The sequence below is a fragment of the Bradyrhizobium diversitatis genome (assembly GCF_016031635.1).
Classification (GTDB): domain Bacteria; phylum Pseudomonadota; class Alphaproteobacteria; order Rhizobiales; family Xanthobacteraceae; genus Bradyrhizobium; species Bradyrhizobium diversitatis.
In genome coordinates this window covers 13,851-29,402 of the sequence record NZ_JACEGD010000045.1, presented here as the reverse complement: position 1 = coordinate 29,402, position 15,552 = coordinate 13,851, and the positions used below count along the sequence as shown (strand labels likewise).

The window sequence follows — 15,552 nt, the reverse complement described above, 5'->3', positions numbered from 1 at the left end:
TCCGGAGACCGTCATGTCCAAGACTTGGTTCATCAGCGGGAGCTCGCGCGGGCTTGGCCGGGCCATCGTGGAAGCCGCGCTCACGACGGGAGATCGCGTGCTTGCGTCGGCCCGGGATCCAGAGCCACTCGAACCGTTGCTTGAGCGCTTCGGTGAAAGGCTTCGGCTTGCAACCCTCGACGTGACCGACGAGGCGGCAGCGCAAGCAGCGGTCGGCTTGGCGGTACAGACATTTGGCGGCGTCGATGTGGTCGTGAACAACGCAGGTTACGGCGATCTCGGATCGGTCGAGGACACCAGCCTGGAGACGTTCCGCCATCAGATCGAGGTCAACCTGATCGGCACCATCATCGTCACCAAGGCGGCGATTCCCGTGCTGCGTCGGCAGCACCGCGGCCACATCGTGCAAGTCTCATCCGTCGGTGGGCGCATTGGTGCTCCGGCCCGCGCGGGCTATTCGGCCGCGAAATGGGGGATCGAGGGCTTTTCGGAATCGCTGGCGCGGGAGATGGCGTTGATCGGCGTGAACGTCACGATCGTCGAGCCCGGCGGCTTTCGCACCGGCTTTGCGCAAGCCGCACATGGGACCGGCGAAGGACGCCCGGAATACGATGCGGTCGTCGGCGCTGCCGTCAGGATGCAACGCGATTACGACGGCCGGCAGCCCGGCGATCCAGCCAAAGCCGCGGCCGTGGTGCTGAAGCTTGCCGATATGGAGCGCCCGCCTCTGCGCATTGCGCTCGGAAGCGATGCCGTCGACGCCATCGCTGCGATCGATAGGCTCCGCCTCGAAGAGCTGGAGAGGTGGCGAACGCTCAGCGTATCGACCGACTACTGACCCCTGCGCCTCACTCCGCCGCCACCATCTGCTGCGTGCGCCACTGACCCAGCAGGGCACGGAGCGAAGCCGGCTTCACGGGCTTGTTGAGCACCGCGATCTTCTCGTCCCGCGCGGCGACCTGCACGGCGGGGCTGCGATCGGCGGTGATCAGGATCGCGGGTATGGCGTCGCCGAAGCGGCGGCGGATCTCGCGGATGGCGGCAATGCCGTTGCCGCGATCGAGGTGATAGTCGACGAGCAGGCCGGTGACGCGCCGTCCGGCTGTTTCGATTGCGGCGATCGCGCCTTCGGGGTCGGCGACCGCGATCACCTCGGCGTCCCAGGCCTTCAGGAGCGTGCGCATGCCGTCGAGGATGGCCGCATCGTTCTCGATGCAGACGATCAGTGCGCCCGAGATCGGCGTGCGCGCCAGCGGCGTCGCGCTGGTCACGGCCGCGGTATGGGTAATTGCCTTGGCCGTCGGCACCGTCACGGAGAACACCGAGCCGCCGCTGGCATTGGCGTCGATGGCGATGCCGTGCTTGAGCACGCGTGCCAGCCGCTCGACGATCGATAACCCCAGCCCCAGGCCGCGCGCGATCCGCGCCCCCTGCTCCAGGCGATGGAATTCCTTGAAGATCTCGCCGCGCTTGACCGGGGGGATGCCGACGCCGGTGTCGTAGACGCAGATCTTGAGCGAGGCGCCACGGCGGCGGCAGCCGACCAGCACGCGGCCGCGCGGGGTGTACTTGATCGCGTTCGAGATCAGGTTCTGGAGCAGGCGCCGCAGCAGGAGCCGGTCCGACTCGACCGGCAGCGAGCAGGGCACGAAGCTGAGCTCCAGGCCCTTGGCACGCGCGATCGGCGCGAACTCGATCTCCAGCGAGCGCATCAGATCGGCCATCTTGAAGCTCGAGATCGAGGTCGTCATCGCGCCGGCATCGAGCCTGGAGATGTCGAGCAGCGCGCCGAGGATCTCCTCGATGGCCTGCAGCGATTCGTCGATGTTCTCCACCAGCCGCGTCTCCTCGCCTTCGTGCTGACGCTCGACCAGGCTCGTGACATAGAGCCGTGCCGCGTTCAGCGGCTGGAGGATGTCGTGGCTGGCGGCGGCGAGGAAGCGCGTCTTGGAGATGCTGGCGTCTTCCGCCGCGCTCTTGGCCAGTGCCAGCTCGGAGTTCAGCCGCGTCAGCTCCTCGGTGCGGTCGCGCACGCGCTTTTCCAGCGTCGCATTGGCGCGCTCCAGGGCTTCCGCGGCTTCGAAAGTGGGCGTGACGTCGGTGAAAGTGATGACGAAGCCGCCGCCGGGCATATGGTTGGTGAGCACTTCGATCACCATGTGGCGTTCCGGCAGGCGTTCGAGATAAGGCTCGCTGTCGGTGGTGTAGGCGGCGAGGCGCCGCTCCAGCAGGGCCTCGCTCTCCTGCGGATGCTCCGGATCGCCCACGCCGATGAATTCCAGGATTTCGCGCAGGGGCGTGCCGAACTGGATCAGATGCGGGGGAACGTTGAGGAGATCGCCGAACTGCCGGTTGGAGCAGATCAGTTGCAGATCGGCATCGAACACGGCGATGCCCTGGCGCACGTGGTTGAGCGCGGTCTGGAGGATCTCGCGGTTGAAATGCAGCGCCGCGTGCGAGTCGTCGAGCAGCTTCAGCGCGGCCTTGGCCGAGACCGTCCGCTTGCGCAGCAGCAGCGACATCACGAGGCGGGAGGAGGCCGCGCCGATCGAGGACGCGATCAGGTGCTCGGCGTGCTGCAGCAGCTCGAAATCGGCGGGTGCTCCGGGCTCCAGCCGCACGTTTCGCCGCGCCGAGAATGCCTCGAAGGAATGCCGCGCACGGTCGGGTCCGAGATATTGCGCCACCGTGGTCTGGATGTCCTGCACGGTGATGCTGGTGCGCCAGCGGCGGAAGCTCGGGGAGATCGGTGCGAGCGTATTGGGCACGAACAGATCGGCCTGCAACAGCTCGATGGACGACGGCTGGCGCGCCAGCGACAGCAGCACATAGGTCAGGATGTTGAGCGACAGCGACCAGATGACGCCGTGCATCAGCGGCGGCAGGTCGGCGCCGAACAGCGCCTGAGGCCGCAGCGCCTCGATGCCGAACGGGCCGTGCTGGAGCAGCATGATGCCTGATGTCGAGGAATCCATGAAGCTCGGAATGAACAGCGTGTAGAGCCACACCACGAAGCCCACAAGCATGCCGCCGATGGCGCCGCGCGCGGTCGCGCGCCGCCAGAGCAGCCCGCCGAAGAAGCTCGGTGCAAGCTGGGCGATGGCGGCAAAGGAGAGCAGACCGATGGCCGCGAGCTGGGTATTGCCGAGCGCGCGATAGTAGAAATAGGCCATCACCATGATGGCGAAGATCGCGAGCCGGCGCGAGCGCAGCAGGAAGTTGCTGAAATCGGCGCCGCCGGCGCGCCCCTCCGGCCGGCGTTTCAGCACCAGCGGCACCACGAGGTCGTTCGAGACCATGATGGAGAGCGCGACGCATTCGACGATCACCATCGCGGTCGCCGCCGACAGCCCGCCGACGAAGATGACGACGCTGAGCAGATCGGCGCCGCCTTCCATCGGCAGCGCCAGCACGTACATGTCGGGTTCGGCCGCGCCGAACGGGAAGGTCACGAGGCCGGCGATCGCGATCGGGATCACGAACAGATTGATGGCGACGAGGTAGAGCGGGAACAGCCATCGCGCGCGGCCGACCTCGGCATCGGAGGAATTCTCCACCACGCTGACGTGGAACTGGCGCGGCAGCAGCATGATCGCGCACAGCGACAGCAGCGTCATGGTCAGGAAGTTGCCGATCGACGGCGAATAGTTGATCGCGCGCACCGCTTCCGGCGTCTTCATCGCGCGCTCGATCAGCTCATGCGGCGAGAACATCCAGAAGGTGACGAAGATGCCGGCGGCGAGGAAGGCGATCAGCTTGATGATGGATTCGGTCGCGACCGCCAGCATCAGGCCGTGCTGGTGCTCGGTGGCATCGGTCTGCCGCGTGCCGAACAGCACCGCGAAGGCGGCCATCGACAGCGTCACCATCAGCGCCACGTCGCCGACGATCGGGATGTGGGAGAAGGCCTGGTCCTCGCTCAGGATCGTCTCGAGCGAGGAGGCAACCGCCTTGAGCTGGAGCGCGATGTAGGGCACCGAGCCGATGATCGCCATCAGCGCGACGGTCGCCGCCACCGCCTGGCTCTTGCCGTAGCGGGCCCCGATGAAGTCGGCGATCGAGGTGATGTTGTGGGTTTTGGCGAGCTGGATCACGCGGCGGAGCACGCCGGCCCCTAACCCGATCATCAGGATCGGGCCGAGATAGATCGCGAGGAAGTCGGTCGAGGTGCGGGTGGCGAAGCCGACCGAGCCGAAGAAGGTCCAGGAGGTGCAGTAGATCGCCAGCGACAGCGGATAGATCAGCCCGGAGGCGCGACCGCGCCCGGCCGGCGAGCGGCGGTCGCCATGGCTCGCCACCAGGAACAGGAAGCCGATATAACCGAACGCGGCGGCGATCACGCCCCAGTCGTGCAGCATGGTGAGCGTGCTTCTCTCCCTGGGCGCTGTCCGCGCCCATGCTCATTTTCCCTGCAAACCTAGCGCGTTGAGCGGTCGCAAGCGACAGCGAAATGCCGGGGGTGGGCGAGGAACCGGGGTTGTCGTTAAGGTGCGGCCGGGAGGTGGCCCTTACTTACTGGAGGACAGGGGAACGCTACATGCGGACTTGTGGAGCACCGACGGTCTCCACAGCGTCATGGCCGGGCCTTGTCCCGGCCATCCACGCCTTCCATGCAGCACAAAGAACATGGATGCCCGGGACAAGCCCGGGCATGACGACCTCTGCAAAATCTCAAATGCACTCCGCCTCGCCATCCGGAGGAGGGTGGCAGGGGGTCTACTCCGCTGCCAGCGACTTCTCGCGCAGCGGCAGGCCGAGGCGGTCCCACACCTGGAGCAGCGCTTCGGCGAGCTGATCGATCAGGCCGTCGTCGTGATAGGGCGAGGGCGTGATGCGCAGGCGCTCGGTGCCCTTGGCGACGGTCGGATAGTTGATCGGCTGGATGTAGATACCGTGCTCTTCGAGCAGGAGGTCGGAGGCCTGCTTGCACTTCTCGGGATCGCCGACGAACAGCGGCACGATGTGGGTGTCGCTCGACATGACGGGTAGGCCGGCGGCATTGAGGATCGCCTTGACGCGGGCGGCGCGGTCCTGGTGGCGCTCGCGCTCCCAGTTCGAGCTCTTCAGGTGCCGGATCGCGGCAGTCGCGGCCGAGCAGACCGCCGGCGGCAGCGCGGTGGTGAAGATGAAGCCCGGCGCGTAGGAGCGCACGGCGTCGATGATCTGGCCATTGGCGGCGATATAGCCGCCGAGACAGCCGAACGCCTTGGCGAGCGTGCCCTCGAGAACGTCGATGCGATGCATGACGCCGTCACGCTCGGCGATGCCGCCGCCGCGCGGGCCGTACATGCCGACGGCATGGACCTCGTCGACATAGGTCATCGCGCCATACGTCTCGGCGAGATCGCAGATCCTGGCGAGCGGCGCGACATCGCCGTCCATGGAATAGAGACTCTCGCAGACGATCAGCTTCGGCCGATTTGGGCCGGCCGCTTTCAACAGCTCTTCGAGATGCGCAACGTCATTGTGGCGGAACACGACCCGCTCGCAGCCGGACTGCCGGATGCCCTCGATCATCGAATTGTGGTTGAGCTCGTCGGACAGGATCAGGCAGTTCGGAATGAGCTTTGCGATTGTGGGGATGCCGGTCTGGTTCGAGACATAGCCCGAGGTGAACAGCAGCGCGGCTTCCTTGCCGTGGAGGTCGGCGAGTTCGGCTTCGAGTTGGACCAGCGGATGGTGCGTGCCGGCAATGTTGCGGGTGCCGCCGGCACCGGTGCCGACGCGCGTCGCGGTCTCGACCATGGCGCCGACCACCTTCGGGTGCTGGCCCATGCCGAGATAGTCGTTGGAGCACCAGATCACGACGTCGCGCTTGCCCTTGGACGAGTGCCACACCGCGTGCGGAAACCGGCCGGCCGTGCGTTCGAGGTCGGCGAACACGCGATAGCGCCGCTCAGTGTGGAGGCGGTCGAGAGCGGAATTGAAGAACTGGTTGTAATCCATCGGCAAGACCTGCAACGGAACCCGGCCATGACGGCCGCTCATTTTTTAGAGCTTTTCAAGCTCCAATGTCTATGCGCCAGCACACATTTGAGGCAAGGCGAGCGTGCCAATTGATAACCGCCGGTCCGGCGGCGATTGTTGATTTGGATCAAGCGCCTAGCACAGGACTGCCGGCCGCGACCGGCCCGACCGGGGGGAGGCAGGGCTGCCGTGGACATTTTGTCCATGGCGCGCGCACCATCCATGATGGCCAAGCTGGCTGCACCAACGCCATAGCCTTGCCCGGCTAGGGCTGCGCGCCGGTCAGTCGGACAGCCCATGCGAAAGGAAGCCCCGATGAAGCGTGTCATGATCCTCAACGGTCCCAACCTCAACATGCTCGGCATCCGCGAGCCGCACATCTACGGTACGACGACGCTCGCAGAGATCAACGCGAGCTGCGAGGACGCCGCCGCCAAGCTCGGGCTCAAGCTCGCCTTCCACCAGTCCAACCACGAGGGCGTGCTCGTCGACCTGATCCAGTCGGCGCGGCAGGATGCCGATGCCATCGTCATCAACCCGGCCGGTCTCTCCTTCACCTCGGTTTCGATCATGGACGCGATCAAGACATTCGAGGGCCCGGTGCTGGAGGTCCACATCTCCAACATCCACGCCCGCGACGAATATCACCGGCACTCCAAGATCTCGTTCGTGGCGACCGGCGCGATCTGCGGGCTGGGACCGTTCGGCTACGTCGCGGCGCTGCACGCGATTGCGAACATGAAGTGAGTGGTAGCCGCGGCGGTGGTGGTCTGCTCCCTCGCCCCGCTTGCGGGGAGAGGGTTGGGGTGAGGGGGACTCTCCGCGGAGACGGTGAGAATTGAGTTCGTGGAGAGTCCCCCTCACCCGGAATCCGCGCTACGCGCGCATTCCGGCCTCTCCCCGCAGGCGGGGAGAGGCGAAGAACTCACGTCGTCCGAAACTGCAGCACGCCGTCCTTTGTCTCGGCCGTCAGCCGGCCCTCGACGATCATATAGTTGACGTGGGCGACGAGTTCGCCGGCGGCAAAGCCCATCTGGTGCTCGTCCAGCACGTGCTTGTTGAACACGACAGGCACCAAGGCGCGCGATGTCTGCGGCATCTCGCGGCAGGCTTCCGCGATCAGGCGGCAGCGCTCCTCGTGATGGTCGGCGAGCTGCTTGATGCGGGTCTTCAGTCCATAGAACGGCACGCCATGGCCGGGCAGCACCAGCAGATCATAGGGCAGGGTGGTGGTGAGGCTCGCGAGCGAGGCCAGGTATTCGCCGAGCGAGTTCTGGTCGGGCTCGACCGCCCAGACGCTGACATTCGGCGAGATCTTGCTCAGCACCTGGTCGGCGGAGAGGAACAGCTTGTCGTCGGCGCAATACAGCATGACCTGGTCGAGCGCGTGGCCGCCGCCGGTGATCACCTTGAAGCGGCGCGTGCCGATCACGACCTCGTCGCCATGCGAGATGCGGCGGTAGGACGGCGGCAGCACCGAGACGCGCTTGAGATAATCCTGGCCGCGCCCGAGCAGCTTCTCGGTCAGCGACTCGTCCATGCCGTGACGGCGGAAGAACAGCCGCTGCGCCTCGCGCCGCTCCTCGGTGCCGCGGTTCTGGTGATAGACCGATTGCAGATATTCGACCTGCGACATCACCAGCGGACAGTCGAAGCGCTCGACGATCCAGCCGGCGAGGCCGACATGGTCCGGGTGGGAGTGGGTGACGATCAGGCGCGTGATGTTGACGCCCTTCAGCGGCCCCTCGAACAGTTTCGTCCAGGCCTCGATCGTCTCCTCGTTGCCGAACCCGGCATCGATCATCGCATAGCCGTCGCCGTCGGCGAGCAGGTAGATGTTCACGTGGTTGAGGCGGAACGGCAGTTTCAGCCGCGCCCACAACACGCCGGGCCTGATCTCCACAACCTCTTCGGGGCCGGGGTGCTGTTCCCAGGGATAGCGCAGGGCCTCGGCCGAGGACTGTGCGATGTCGGTTTTTGAGCTCATGCTACCCGCTTAAACCCAGCGCGCGCATGGCGCCAGCCGAAAAAGCACGCATGGCGGGCGCCGCATGGCCGTCATACCGGCCGTGTTTTCCGCCTCCCGGTTTGAAGTCGCCAAAATATGCCGTCATTTCCGGGCTCGCATGAGCGCGACCTCTGGTGCGCGGTTGCGCACCTGAGAATCCGGAGATCGTGGTGCGGGATCCCGGCGTCGCCGCTTCGAAGTCGCCGGAATGACGATCAGGCCGCCCGCATGTCGTTGAGGAACGCGTCGATTTCCCCACGCAGCATATCGGCCTCGCGCCGCAGCGCGTCCGAGGCGCTCAGCACGTCGCCTGCCGCAGCGCCCGCTTCGGCGGACGCAGTGGAGACGCCGACGATGTTGCTGGAGACTTCGCTGGTGCCGCCGGCGGCATGCTGGATGTTGCGGGCGATTTCGCGCGTGGCGGCGCCCTGTTCCTCGACAGCGGCTGCGATCGTCGTGGTGACGTCGTTGATCTCGCCGATGATCCGGCCGATGCCCTGGATGGCGCCGACCGCGGAGGTCGTGACTGACTGCATGCTGGCGATCTGGGTGCGGATCTCGTCTGTCGCCTTGGCGGTCTGGCTCGCCAGGCTCTTCACCTCGGAGGCCACTACGGCGAAGCCGCGGCCGGCCTCGCCTGCGCGTGCGGCCTCGATGGTGGCGTTGAGCGCGAGCAGGTTGGTCTGCGAGGCGATGGTCTGGATCAGGTCGACGACGACGCTGATGCGGCTCGCGCTGTCGGCGAGGCTCTGCACCGTGGCGTCGGTTGCTCCCGCTTCGTCGACCGCCTTCTTGGCGATCTCGGCGGAGGTCACGACCTGGCGGCTGATCTCCTGGATCGAGGAGGACAGCTGCTCGGTGCCGGCCGACACGGTCTGCACGTTGACAGACGTTTCCTCCGCGGCGGAGGCGACTGCGTTCACGAGCGCGTTGGACTGGTCGGCGGTGTTCGACATGCTCTGCGCGGTCGATTGCATCGAATTGGCTGACTGCGCCAGATTGTCGAGCGCGGAGCGCACCGCGCTTTCGAATTCGGCGATCTTCGCTTCCATGCGCGCGGCACGCTCGGTCTTGGCGATACGGTCCCTATCCTGCTCGCTCGCCAGCGCACGGGCCTCGATCATGCTCTCCCGGAACACTTGCAGCGTGTTCGCCATCACCGAGATCTCGTCGTTGTGGTTCTTCGAGCGGTAGATGTCGGTTTCGAGGTCGCCGTTCGCGAGCAGTCGCATCGACTGATGCAGGGCGCCGATCCGGCGCAGGATGCTGCGTCCGACATAGAGCCAGACGAACAGCGCCGAGCCGACCAGCATCAACGCGCCCATCGCCAGCATGACCGACGTCGCGAGCGAAATCTCCTGCCGCGCCTGGAAGGTCGAGGCGTTGGTCTCCTTCTGCACGCCGTCGACGAGCTGCTGCACGCTGATGCCGAGACCGACATTGAGCTTGCGGGTCTCGTCCAGGATGGTCTGGCCATAGTCGATGGAGTCGAGCTCCTTCTCGCGCAGATTGAACACGCCGGTCTTGCCGGTGCCGAGCGCGAGCAGCTTTTCCGCCGTCTCGCGCAGCATCTTGTTGCCCTGGTTGTCCGGCAGCAGGTCGAGGTTGGAGCGCAGGCGTCCCTGCGCGGTCTTGAACTCCTTCTGGATGTCGTCGAGCTTGTCGCTCGTGTTCGCCGACAGCGCGGCGCTCATGTTGGCGGCGGCGAGATTGCCGCTGGCGACGACGTTGCCGAGCTGACCGACGGTCTGCGCGGCGTCGGTCGCGTCTGCGGCTGACAGATCGGCTGAACCGAGAATGGCATTGACACGGGTCTGCGCGTCCAGCATCGCCGGGCTCGCTGCGCCGACGAACGCGCCCTGCGCGCCGCGAAGGGCGTCATATTGTTTGTCGTGGAGGGCCGCGATGTCGAGCCGTTCGCGGGCGGCCTTCGCCAGGCTCTGAGCCGCCTCGTTGATGCTCTTCATCGTGTCGCTGAGGCCGGAGACGACGCTCTTGTCGCCGCCGAGCTCGATGATCTCGTTGAGCTTTTGCTGCGTCTGCTCCTGCAATTCCTTGAGCTTCTTGGTGCGCTCGCTCAGGGCGTCCTCGCTTTGCGCCGCTAGCAGGGCAGGCCCCTGGGCCGCAAGGCTGGCGCTCAGTGCCGATAGTTGCAGGCTGGCGGCAAGGCGCGGAATGTCCCGCCCGCTCAGTTCGGTCATGCGTCCGCCGAGATTCTGCAGCGCCAGGCCGGCGCCGGCCGCGATCACGAGGCCCATGCCCGCGATCACTGCAAAGGCCGCGAACAGGCTGCCGCGCACGCCCCATTTCGGCATTCTGAAACGAGGACGGAAACGGCCAAGGAAACGGCCAAGGCCCAGACGGATCGCCATCGAAAATTCCCCCAATGTTCTTGCTTCTGTTTGTGAGCGCAGTATCGGCAGCACCGGTTAAAAAATCGCGCTTGGCACAATTGGTTGCGCATGTTCCGTAGAGCGAAAAAAGAAGGGCCGGCAACGAGGCCGGCCCTTCATCGTGATAAGGTTTTGATAACCGGTCAGTAGGGCCCGGCCGCCGAGCCTGCCCAGTTGAAGCGGTAGTTGACACCTGCCTTGAAGGTATGGTCGTCGGTGGTGAAGTTGCCGGTGCCCACCAGCGGCCCCGCCGTGAAGTGCGCATCGCCGAAATTGTAGTACTGGTACTCGGCCTTGGCCGACCAGTTCGGGGCGAACATGTATTCCAGGCCGGCGCCGACGGTGTAGCCGTTGCGGTGATCGCCATCGATGATGAAGCCGGTCGGCACGCCGCCCACAGTCACCTTCTCGTTGTTGTCCGAATAGGCGTAGCCGCCCTTCACGTAGAGCAGGCCGGGGCCCCAGGTATAGCCGACGCGGCCGGTGATCGAGCCGAGGCCGCGCTGGTCATTGGTATAGGCGATGCCGCCCGGAAACACTGCGCCGACGCTGCCCGTGAGCCAGGAATACTGGCCTTCGACGCCGACCACGAAGTTCGGGTTGAACTGCCAGTCCGCGCCGACCTGCACGCCGCCGAGGAAGCGGCCGTTGCCGTTGCTGCCGGTGGAGAGGCCGTTGAAATTGTTGTCGCTGGAGAACGCGCCGCCGACATGGCCGCCGATATAGAAGCCGGTCCAATTGTAGATCGGCGCGGCGTAGGCCGGCGCGGGCGACTTGTAGTAGCTGCGGTTGCCGAGGTCGGCGCCGACGGCCGGCGCAGCCGCGCCCACCACGAGCAGCGCCACGGTCGCAAACAGAATCTTCTTCATCGTCTTGAACTCCAACACGTAAGGTCCCCGGCAGGCGCGCTTTCCTGCGCCGTCGTTGGTTTTGCAGATAGCTCGCTTTTGATGAAAATGCTGTCACATGCATGGCACGGCGACAGCCAACCTAACTTATTGGGCTGTAAATGATTTTCGTGCTTAATGGCGGCTTAAGAAGTGATGAAGGAAGGCTTAACTTCGCGCAACCCAGGTAACTTGCGCGCGCCTCTTGTTAACCAAGACGCCGCCGCACCTCATCGCGCATCTGTTCGCGAAAGGCCGCGCGCTTTGCCGGCCGGTCTTCCTCGCGCACGTCATGACGATCGAAGATGTCGAACTTCTCCAGGATTGGATAGCGCTCGCTCGCCATCGCGAGCACGCGCAGTACCCTGGTCGCCGCCGGCGTCGGGCCACTGACCTCCCAGCGCCGGATGGTGTCGGCGCCACCCTTCTCAGGCAATCCGCACAGCTTCGCCATATCGGCCGCCGAGAGCTTGCGCTCGAGGGCATCGGAGAGGTCGCTGCGAAGCTGCTTCAGTTCGGGGCCGGTCATGCTGCTCGCGTCCAGGGAAGTGGCTGAACGCAATGCACTAGCGCTGATTCGGGTCCATCCGAAGGCGGCGGGTGCGTGCCCCGCGCTCCGTCTTGAAATTGGCCCTCGGTCGGCATGTCCAACTCGGTCTCCACCTGCAGCAATACTACGAGATAGAGCGAGGCGGGACCCCCGGTGGCCGATCAACCCGCGCCACTCGCCGGTCCGGAGAGCAGATAGAGCGCGATCAGCAATGTCGCGACCGACAGCATCGTCGTGATCGAGACCGTGGCCGCAACCAGCTTCTCCTCCACCTTGTGCTCGTGCGCGAGGACATACACGGTTTTCGCCGTCGGTACGGCGGCGCAGACGACCGCCGCAACCGTGTACAGAGGGTTGAGGCCCATGACGACGCAGAGTCCGTACACGATGAGCGGCATAACCACCAGTTTCACCGCCGCGAGTGCAAACGACGCTTTCAGGTTAGACCGCAGGCCCTCGACGGACAGGCCGAGCCCGATGGCAAACAGCGCGCACGGCGTGAGCGCGGCAGCGATCATGTTGAGGTAGGCCGCGACCGGCGCCGGAATCGGCAATCCCGCTATCGCCCACGCGAGGCCGATGAACGTCGACAGCACCATGGGATTGAGCAGGATTTGCTTTGCCAGTCCCGTAGAAAGCGCGGACCGCCCGCGAGAATCGCGCTTTTCCAGCAGGATCACCGTGATCGGAAACATCACCGCGGCCACGAACACCGTCGCGACAGCCGCGGGCAGGACGGCGGGTTGGCCGTAGATCGCATGCAGGATCGGCAGCGCGACGAACCCGGTGTTGGTCATCGCGGCTGCCATCCCATGGATGGTGCTGCTGGCGAGATCGTGTTTGCCACCTGTGCGGACCGGCAGGAACACCAAAGCGAAGCAGATGAGTGAGCCGCCGCCGAACGCGAGCAGAAAGCGCCATTCCAACAGATTGCGCGCCGGCTCCTGGGCGATCGTGACGATCAGCAGCGCCGGCATCGCCACGTTGTAGGCAAAGTGGACCAGGGCATCGGCAAGCGAGCGGGAGAGATAGCGAAGCTCACCCGCGAGCCAGCCGGTGACGATGATCGCGAATACGGGAAGAACGAGGCTGGCGACCTCCATCCGGCTTCCCCCTCGCTGCCAATGACCGCAACGAGAGGTTACCCCGGCAATGGAATGACGTCACTGCCCAACGTTCAGCGAGGAGCAGGTCTAGTGGCGTGTCCCGGACGCGCGAAGCGCGAGCCGGGACCCAGGGGCTGCAAGGCCCGGCGCTGCGATGGGCCCCGGCTCTGCAGCACACCGCTTCACCGGACGATGCTTCGCATCGCCGGGGGAAGCGCTGCGCTGCGTCCGGGGCACGAGAACGGCTTACTCCGCCGAATCGAGACGCCCCGGCTCAGATTCCACGGGCGGTCTGTTGACCGATCACGCAGCGCCATCCAGCGAGTCGCTCGGCCGGATGCTGGTTCATCCATTCGGCGAGTTGCGGCGCGCCCATCAGGCAGGACTGCACCGAGATTTGCGCAAAGTCCGATGTGGTGACGATCTGCTCGTGACAATTAGAGGGAGAGGCGAGGCTGCAAAGCACGGCGATGATCTTGATCACGATACGTTACTCCCCGTCGCGGCCGATGAACGTGCGACCGATCGCCGGTTCGTCCTGCGCCTCGGCGGCCGAGTTCGCCGGAGGAAAGATGCTGTCGTAGATGGCGCGCGCCTCCTGAATGAGACGCGCTCGCTCGCGCTCGGACTTTGAGACAAATCGAATGACTTCGCCCATGGTCGCTCCAAATCTCAACTCATGAATCTGTCATGAGATGACGCAAAACATCCAATCGTCATCTATGGTGCCGCCGTCGACCTTGAAGCGGCTTGTCAGTCACGACCGAATAAAAAGCGCGTGACCGCACATCCCAACGTGCCGGTGTTCTTATTGGGTTGCAAGGCTGGTCCACCACTTCATGTCGGTTGCGCAGCTCCAGCAGCCGAGCGGGGGGAATGCTTATGTCAGCCTGTCCTTGCGCCCGTCGGCAAGGAAAGTCTCACGAAGCAAATGCTGCCGGAGCGAATATGTTTCGCCTCTTGCGGCGTCCAAGTTTTTGGAACGATCTCGAAATTCGGTGCATCCGCCCCGGCCAGTACCTCAGGCCGCCGGCGCTTGCTCCTTTCGTCCCGGCACCGCCGCGAGCAGCTCGCGCGTATAGGCATGCTCGGGCGCGGCGAACAGTTGTGCGGTCGGCGTCAGCTCGACGATGGCGCCGCGTTGCATCACCGCGATGCGGTCGCAGATCTGGGCTGCGACGCGCAGATCGTGGGTGATGAACAGCATCGAGAGGCCGAGACGCGCCTTGAGGTCTTCGAGCAGTCTCAACACCTGCGCCTGCACCGAGACGTCGAGTGCGGAGACGGCCTCGTCGGCGACGATGATCTCCGGCTCGAGCGCAAGCGCGCGCGCAATGCCGATGCGCTGACGCTGGCCGCCGGAGAATTCGTGCGGATAGCGTTCGAGCGCGCCGGCGTCCAGGCCGACCATCTTGAGGAGATCGCGGGCGCGGTCGAACGCGACCTTCGTATCGACACCGGCCGCGATCGGGCCGTCGGCGATGATGTGACCGATCTTGCGGCGCGGATTGAGCGAGGCGAACGGATCCTGAAAGATCATCTGGATGCGATGACGCTCGGCGCGCAGCGCCTTGCCGGAAAGCGAGGTCAGGTCGGTCTCACCGATCCGCACCGTGCCGCGGTCGGCCTCGATCAGCCGCATCACCAGGCGCGCCACGGACGATTTGCCCGAACCGGATTCGCCGACCAGGCCGAGCGTCTCGCCCTTGAGGATGCTGAAATTGACCGCGCGCGCCGCATCGACGCGGCGGTCCTCGCGAAACCAGCCGCCCGAGGTGACGTAGGTCTTGTCCAGCCCGATCACCTCGACGGCCCTGGCCCGATCGTCGAGAGGAGCGCGCGCCGGCGGATCCATCGACGGCACGGCGGCGAGCAGCGCCTTGGTGTAGTCGTGCTGCGGCGCGCTGAAGACGGTCGCGGCGGGACCTTCCTCGACGACCTTGCCGTGCCTGAGCACCACGACCTGGTCGGCAATGTCGGCGACGACGCCGAAATCATGGGTGATGAACATCACCGCCATGTTGCGGTTGCGCTGGAGATTGCGGATCAGCTTCAGGATCTGCGCCTGCGTGGTGACGTCGAGCGCGGTCGTCGGCTCGTCCGCGACCAGCACGGCCGGCTCGAGCGCGAGGGCCATCGCGATCATGGCGCGCTGGCGCTGGCCGCCGGAGAGCTGGTGCGGATAGGCGCGCACGATTCGTTCCGGGTCGGGCAGGCCGACTTCGCGTGCCAATGCGAGCGCCCTCGCGCGGCGTTCCCTCGGCGTCAGCAGGCCGTGCGCCTCGAACATCTCCGCCATCTGGTCGCCGATCCGCATCAAGGGATTGAGCGCCGTCATCGGCTCCTGGAAGATCATCGCGAGCCGGCGGCCGCGCAGGTCGCGCCAGCCGTCGTCGTCGAGCTTGAGCAGGTCGCGGCCCTCGAACATGATCTCGCCGGCCGTGACGTCGACCGTATCGGGCAAGAGGCCCATCAGCGCGTGCGCGCACATCGATTTGCCGGAACCGGATTCGCCGACCACGCAGACGATCTTGCCGGCCCGCAGGTCCAGCGAGATGCCGTCGACGGCGTAAGGCCGTTCGGCGCTCTTGGGCAGCGCGATCCGCAGGTTCTTGATCGCGACGGTGGCGGGGGCGGTCAT

The 15,552-nt window shown here is 65.5% G+C and carries 12 protein-coding genes; 2 read left to right on the top strand and 10 right to left on the bottom strand.

Going from position 1 to position 15,552, the window contains the following annotated elements; translation table 11 throughout:
* The first annotated feature begins 13 nt into the window (after positions 1 to 13).
* Complete coding sequence (locus H1B27_RS34395; RefSeq protein WP_061882468.1) at positions 14 to 838, top strand: SDR family NAD(P)-dependent oxidoreductase; 825 nt, start codon at positions 14 to 16, stop codon at positions 836 to 838.
* Positions 839 to 848: 10 nt separating this feature from the next.
* On the opposite strand, the gene H1B27_RS34390 is transcribed toward H1B27_RS34395, so the two are convergent.
* Both H1B27_RS34390 and hemA read right to left on the bottom strand, forming a co-directional pair.
* Positions 849 to 4,358 carry a PAS domain-containing hybrid sensor histidine kinase/response regulator gene (locus H1B27_RS34390; protein ID WP_197969089.1) on the bottom strand — a complete coding sequence of 1,170 codons (3,510 nt, stop codon included), beginning with the start codon at positions 4,356 to 4,358 and terminating at the stop codon, positions 849 to 851.
* A 358-nt stretch (positions 4,359 to 4,716) separates the two neighbouring features.
* Positions 4,717 to 5,946, bottom strand: a complete 1,230-nt coding sequence (gene hemA / locus H1B27_RS34385) for a 5-aminolevulinate synthase (RefSeq protein ID WP_061882696.1) — start codon at positions 5,944 to 5,946, stop codon at positions 4,717 to 4,719.
* A gap of 336 nt (positions 5,947 to 6,282) precedes the next feature.
* Between hemA and aroQ the strand changes: the two genes are divergently transcribed.
* A complete protein-coding gene (aroQ, locus tag H1B27_RS34380; protein ID WP_197969088.1) occupies positions 6,283 to 6,714 on the top strand; it encodes a type II 3-dehydroquinate dehydratase in 432 nt (143 codons plus the stop codon).
* Positions 6,715 to 6,892: 178 nt separating this feature from the next.
* Here aroQ and H1B27_RS34375 read toward each other — a convergent pair whose 3' ends face one another.
* From H1B27_RS34375 to H1B27_RS34340, 8 genes are all read right to left on the bottom strand, one after another.
* Positions 6,893 to 7,954 (bottom strand): MBL fold metallo-hydrolase, encoded by a 1,062-nt coding sequence (locus H1B27_RS34375; protein ID WP_061882465.1) that lies wholly within the window; start codon positions 7,952 to 7,954, stop codon positions 6,893 to 6,895.
* 236 nt (positions 7,955 to 8,190) lie between these two features.
* The gene (locus H1B27_RS34370) at positions 8,191 to 10,347 is read right to left on the bottom strand and encodes a methyl-accepting chemotaxis protein (protein ID WP_197969087.1); all 2,157 of its coding nucleotides are present in this window, start codon (positions 10,345 to 10,347) and stop codon (positions 8,191 to 8,193) included.
* Between the two features lie 164 nt (positions 10,348 to 10,511).
* Positions 10,512 to 11,237, bottom strand: coding sequence for an outer membrane protein (locus H1B27_RS34365; RefSeq protein ID WP_061882695.1), 726 nt, complete (start codon positions 11,235 to 11,237; stop codon positions 10,512 to 10,514).
* A 226-nt stretch (positions 11,238 to 11,463) separates the two neighbouring features.
* Positions 11,464 to 11,784: a helix-turn-helix domain-containing protein gene (locus H1B27_RS34360; protein WP_131872177.1), complete on the bottom strand. Its 321-nt coding sequence runs from the start codon at positions 11,782 to 11,784 to the stop codon at positions 11,464 to 11,466.
* 182 nt (positions 11,785 to 11,966) lie between these two features.
* A complete protein-coding gene (locus H1B27_RS34355; protein ID WP_197969086.1) occupies positions 11,967 to 12,908 on the bottom strand; it encodes an AEC family transporter in 942 nt (313 codons plus the stop codon).
* Between the two features lie 277 nt (positions 12,909 to 13,185).
* On the bottom strand, positions 13,186 to 13,395 hold the full coding sequence (locus H1B27_RS34350; protein WP_197969085.1) for a hypothetical protein: 210 nt from the start codon (positions 13,393 to 13,395) through the stop codon (positions 13,186 to 13,188).
* A gap of 6 nt (positions 13,396 to 13,401) precedes the next feature.
* Complete coding sequence (locus tag H1B27_RS34345) at positions 13,402 to 13,569, bottom strand: hypothetical protein (RefSeq protein WP_197488797.1); 168 nt, start codon at positions 13,567 to 13,569, stop codon at positions 13,402 to 13,404.
* A gap of 363 nt (positions 13,570 to 13,932) precedes the next feature.
* Positions 13,933 to 15,552: an ABC transporter ATP-binding protein gene (locus H1B27_RS34340; protein WP_197969084.1), complete on the bottom strand. Its 1,620-nt coding sequence runs from the start codon at positions 15,550 to 15,552 to the stop codon at positions 13,933 to 13,935.